This is a genomic window from Actinoalloteichus spitiensis RMV-1378, from assembly GCF_000239155.1.
In the GTDB taxonomy this organism is placed as follows: domain Bacteria; phylum Actinomycetota; class Actinomycetes; order Mycobacteriales; family Pseudonocardiaceae; genus Actinoalloteichus_B; species Actinoalloteichus_B spitiensis.
Window position 1 is genome coordinate 1 of sequence record NZ_AGVX02000326.1, and the last position, 4,325, is coordinate 4,325.

Annotated in this window: 3 protein-coding genes and 1 tRNA gene; all 4 read left to right on the top strand. The window is 72.7% G+C overall.

All coding sequences use genetic code 11. From position 1 onward, the window contains the following. A partial coding sequence (locus ACTIDRAF_RS29015; RefSeq protein WP_039787468.1) for a hypothetical protein occupies positions 1–293 on the top strand: 293 nt, incomplete at its 5' end. Positions 294–525: 232 nt separating this feature from the next. Next, positions 526–2,676: a bifunctional MFS transporter/dTMP kinase gene (locus ACTIDRAF_RS29020; protein ID WP_083886305.1), complete on the top strand. Its 2,151-nt coding sequence runs from the start codon at positions 526–528 to the stop codon at positions 2,674–2,676. Between the two features lie 124 nt (positions 2,677–2,800). After that, on the top strand, positions 2,801–4,045 hold the full coding sequence (locus ACTIDRAF_RS0214805; RefSeq protein ID WP_245533545.1) for a DNA polymerase III subunit delta': 1,245 nt from the start codon (positions 2,801–2,803) through the stop codon (positions 4,043–4,045). 104 nt (positions 4,046–4,149) lie between these two features. After that, positions 4,150–4,223, top strand: a tRNA-Thr gene (locus ACTIDRAF_RS0214810). The last annotated feature ends 102 nt before the right edge of the window (positions 4,224–4,325 follow it).

Here is a 4,325-nt window from a genome sequence, read left to right on the forward strand (position 1 = left end):
CTGCCGTGCCGGTGGGCGCGGTGCGCCCACCCGAGCCGAGCGAGCGGATGCGGCGTGCCGCCGAGCGGGAGGCGGGGCTCTGGACGTCCGGTGCGGGTGCGCGTCCGGGGCAGCAAGGAGCGCCGCACCCGACATCCGTCTCCCCCGAGGTGTGGGCGGAGAGCGCGGCGGGCTCCTACCCGGTGCCCGAGGTGATCGCGGAGCGGTCCGGCTCCACCCTCCACCGACTGCTTCCGCTGGTCATGGCGCTGCTGATGATCGCGGTGATCATCGGCGCGTACTGGGTCTCATGACGACCGGAGGCGCCGGAACCAGCGTCCTGCCGGTCCGCCGTGGCACTCCACCCCTGACCGAGGGACCCCGCGTCCTCAGCGAATCCTCAACATCGGGGACGTAGCGTGCGGAGCCGGTGTCGGAGGAGGCGGGCTGTGACTGCTGTCATCACCCGGACAGCCGGTTCGGCCGTCTTGATCACATTTTCCGACTACTCTGAGCGCAGGTCCTTGCAGCAACGGCCAACAGGGGGTGGTCAGCATTAGCGCGGCGCAGCCGGCCATTCCGACTGGCCGGCAGACCGGGGGAACGGGCACCACGACCGCCCACCGGATACGGAGCGTTCTGGCCATCCCGGCGTTCCGCCGGCTGTGGATGGTCAGCGCGATCTGCAGCATGGGTGACTGGCTGTCATTCCTGGCGCTGACGGGACTGGTCGCCAAGTTCACCGACAGCTACCTGGCCCAGAGCTTCGCCCTGAGCGCGGTCGTCCTGACCCAACTCCTGCCGGGCTTGTTATTCGCCCCGGTGGGCGGGATCCTCGCGGACCGGTTCGACCGCCGCAAGGTGATGGTGGTCTGCGACAGCCTGCGATGCCTGTTCTTCCTCTCCATCCCCCTGGTCGGTTCGCTGTCGGACAGCGTGACGGGTCCCCTGCTGTGGCTGTTCGTCGCGAACTTCCTCATCGGCTGCTGCGCGCTGCTGTGGATTCCCGCGAAGGACTCGGCGATCCCCAACCTGCTGCGTCGGCGGGACCAGGTGGAGACCGCCAACCAGCTGAGCCTGGTGATGACCTACGGCATCTCCGTGATCAGCGGTGCCGGCCTGTACGCGCTGGTCACCGCGATCGGGCCGATCCTCCAGCTCGAGAGCGAACTGGGCATCGCCTACATCGCGGTCGTCGTCAACGGGCTGCTCTTCCTCACCTCCGCGATCATCGTGTCGACCCGGATCCCGGAGCTGTCCCTGCGGCGCAGGGTGGGGGACGAGGCCCCGGCGGAAGCACGGGAGACGCCCCAGCCCGTTTCCGAGGAGAGCGACGGCGCCGAGGCCGGGGCCGCGGAGCGGCCAGGAGCGCTGGCGATGCTCCGGGACGGGTTCCGCTTCATCGGTACCACCCCGTTGATCCGGGGTCTGGTCATCGGTGTCATCGGGGCGGTCGCCGCCGGCGGCGCGGTGGTCGCCACCGCCCAGCTCTACTCCAACAGCCTCTCCGCCGGGGACACCGGGTACGGCCTGTTGTTCGCGGCCATCTTCCTCGGCCTGGCCGGGGGCATGGCCGGTGCGCCCAAGTTCGCGCAACGCATCCCGCACAACCGGCTCTTCGGCTCGGCGATCGTCGGGGCCGGCCTGGCCCTGTTCCCGGTGGCGCTCGCGCCGCAGCTGTGGATCGCCCTCCTGGTGGTTCCCCTGGTCGGCGGGTTCGCCGGCATCGCCTTCCTGACCGGTCTCACCATCATCGGCACCCAGGTGGACGACGCGGTCAGGGGACGAACCGTCGCCATGGTCCAGTCGCTGCTCCGGGTCGTGCTCGTCGCCGCCCTGGCCCTCGTGCCGACCCTGCTGGCGATCCTGCGGCCCCGCACGCTGTCCTTCTTCGGCGCCGAGGTGGAGGTCGACGCCACCAGGCCCATCCTGCTCGGCGCCGGTGTCGTGGCCGCCGTGCTCGGAGTGGTGGCCTACCGCCAGATGGACGACCGGCGCAGCCGTCCCATCCTCGCCGACCTGCGTGCCGTCTTCCGGTCCCGGCGGGAGGGCAACGGCCTCCTGATCGCGGTCGAGGGCGACACGGCGGTGGACACCGCCGAGCAGGCCCGGCGGCTCACGGACTGGCTGACCGCTGGCGGAAACCGGGTGGTGCTCGCCGCTGACCCCGCCCTGGACGAGCAGCGGCTGCGCAACGTGCTCAAGTCCGTCGAGGTGTCGGGTGCGCGGGCCAACGCGCTGGTCGCGGCAGCCGTGCGCAGCGACGTGGTGGAGCAGGTGGTCCGTCCTGCCCTGGACGCGGGCGCGGTCGTGGTGATGGAACGCTACGTGGACAGCCCGCTGGCGCACTTCGGCGCGGCGGCGGGGCTGGCCCAACACGAACTGGAGGGGCTGGGGGACTGGGCGACCGGTCGCCTCTACGCGGACATCACCGTGCTGCTCGACCGGGAGCCGCGTTCGGACGGGGGGCCCGGTACCGAGGACCTCAAGCACAACTGGCAGGTGAAGCGGTTGCTGGGCGAGATGGCGGCCGCCAACCCGGACCGCTACCTGGTCGTCGACGCGGACGGCGGCGACGACGAGGTCGAGCGGCGGGTCCGGGAGGCCGTCGGGCGGGTGCTGCGGGACCGCCGCTTCCGCATGATCAGCGACGCGCAGGGGTACGAGGGGCGGACGGTCGCGCTGCCCGAGAGCTGACCCGCCGGGCGAGCCGGTGCACCCGTGGTCAGGTCCGCCGGGACCCGGCCGCACCAGGTCCGGTGCCCGTTCTGCCGGCTCGCCCGCTCCAGGGGCCACTCGCGGTGGGCTGCACAATGTGGGGGTGACTGCGAGCGTGGAAGCCGTCCCCGGCCAACCGGCGGTTCCCACCACCGGCGTGTGGGCGGAGGTCGTGGGTCAGCGGGCGGTGCTGGCCGAGCTGTCCGCCGCCGCGGTCGACGCGGCCGGGTCCGTCTCCGGCGGGGCTCCTGGTGGGGGTGCGATGACCCACGCCTGGCTGTTGACCGGTCCTCCGGGATCCGGGCAGACGACGGTCGCGCGGGTGTTCGCCGCCGCGCTCCAGTGCGTCGTCCCCGGCCCGGTACCCGGGTGCGGGGCCTGCCAGGGGTGTCGTACCGCGCTCGCCGGCACCCACGCCGACCTGCGGATCGTCGCGCCGGACGGGTTGTCGATCTCCGTCGCCGAGATGCGTGCCCTCGTGCAGGCGGCCGCCAGGCGGCCCACCGCCGGCCGCTGGCAGGTGGTGTTGGTGGAGGACGCCGACCGGTTGACGGAGGGGGCGGCGAACGCGTTGCTCAAGGCGGTGGAGGAACCGGCGGAGCGGACGGTGTTCCTGCTGTGCGCCCCGTCCGACCACCCCGATGACGTGCCGGTGACCATCCGGTCCCGGTGCCGGCCGCTGGCGCTGGGCACGCCCCGGCCCGAGGACATCTCCCGGGCGCTGCGTGACCGAGACGGGGTGGACCCCGAGCTCGCCGACTGGGCGGCGTCGGTGTGCGGGGGCCATGTGGAGCGGGCGCGCCGCCTGGCGACGGACGAGGCCGCCAGGCAGCGCCGTGCGGCGGTGTTGGCGGTGCCCACCGCCCTCCACCGCTCCTCCGACGTGTTCCGGTGTGCCGACGAGCTGGTGAAGGCCGCCGAGACCGACGCGGTCGAGGCCAACGAGGCCCGGAACGAGGAGGAGAAGGAGGCGTTGCGCACGGCGATGGGCGCCGGTGGAACCGGCAAGGGCACCGCGGCGGCGACCAGGGGCGCGAACGCCGCCGTCCGGGAGCTGGAGAAGCGGCAGAAGTCCCGGACCACCCGTACCCAACGCGACTCCCTGGACCAGGCGCTCATCGACCTCACGGCCTTCTACCGGGACGTCCTCGTCCTCTCTGCCGGGGCGGCGGTGCCGTTGAACCACCCCGACCGGGAGGCGGACAGCCGCTCGGCGGCGGCCCGGTGGACGCCGGAGTCGACCCTCCGAAGGCTGGAGGCGGTACTGGAGTGCCGGGACGCGCTGGCCGCGAACGTCAAGCCGCGCATCGCCGTGGAGGCCATGCTCATGGTGCTGTGGCGCGGCTGACCCGCCCGAGCTCCCGGCGGGCAGGCACCGGGCCGCCGGGTACCGACCCCGCTCGTCCCGGCCGCTCGCCGTTCGCTAGACTGTCCGTGCCGTGCCCACGGCGCGCCGCCTTAGCTCAGTCGGCCAGAGCGACGCACTCGTAATGCGTAGGTCGAGGGTTCGATTCCCTCAGGCGGCTCAGCCAGAACCCCCGTTGACCAGGTCAACGGGGGTTCTGTCGTTCCAGTCCCGCTTGGCGGGCTGAACCGGCGGCCGGGTGCCGTCCGGCGGTGAGCACCCG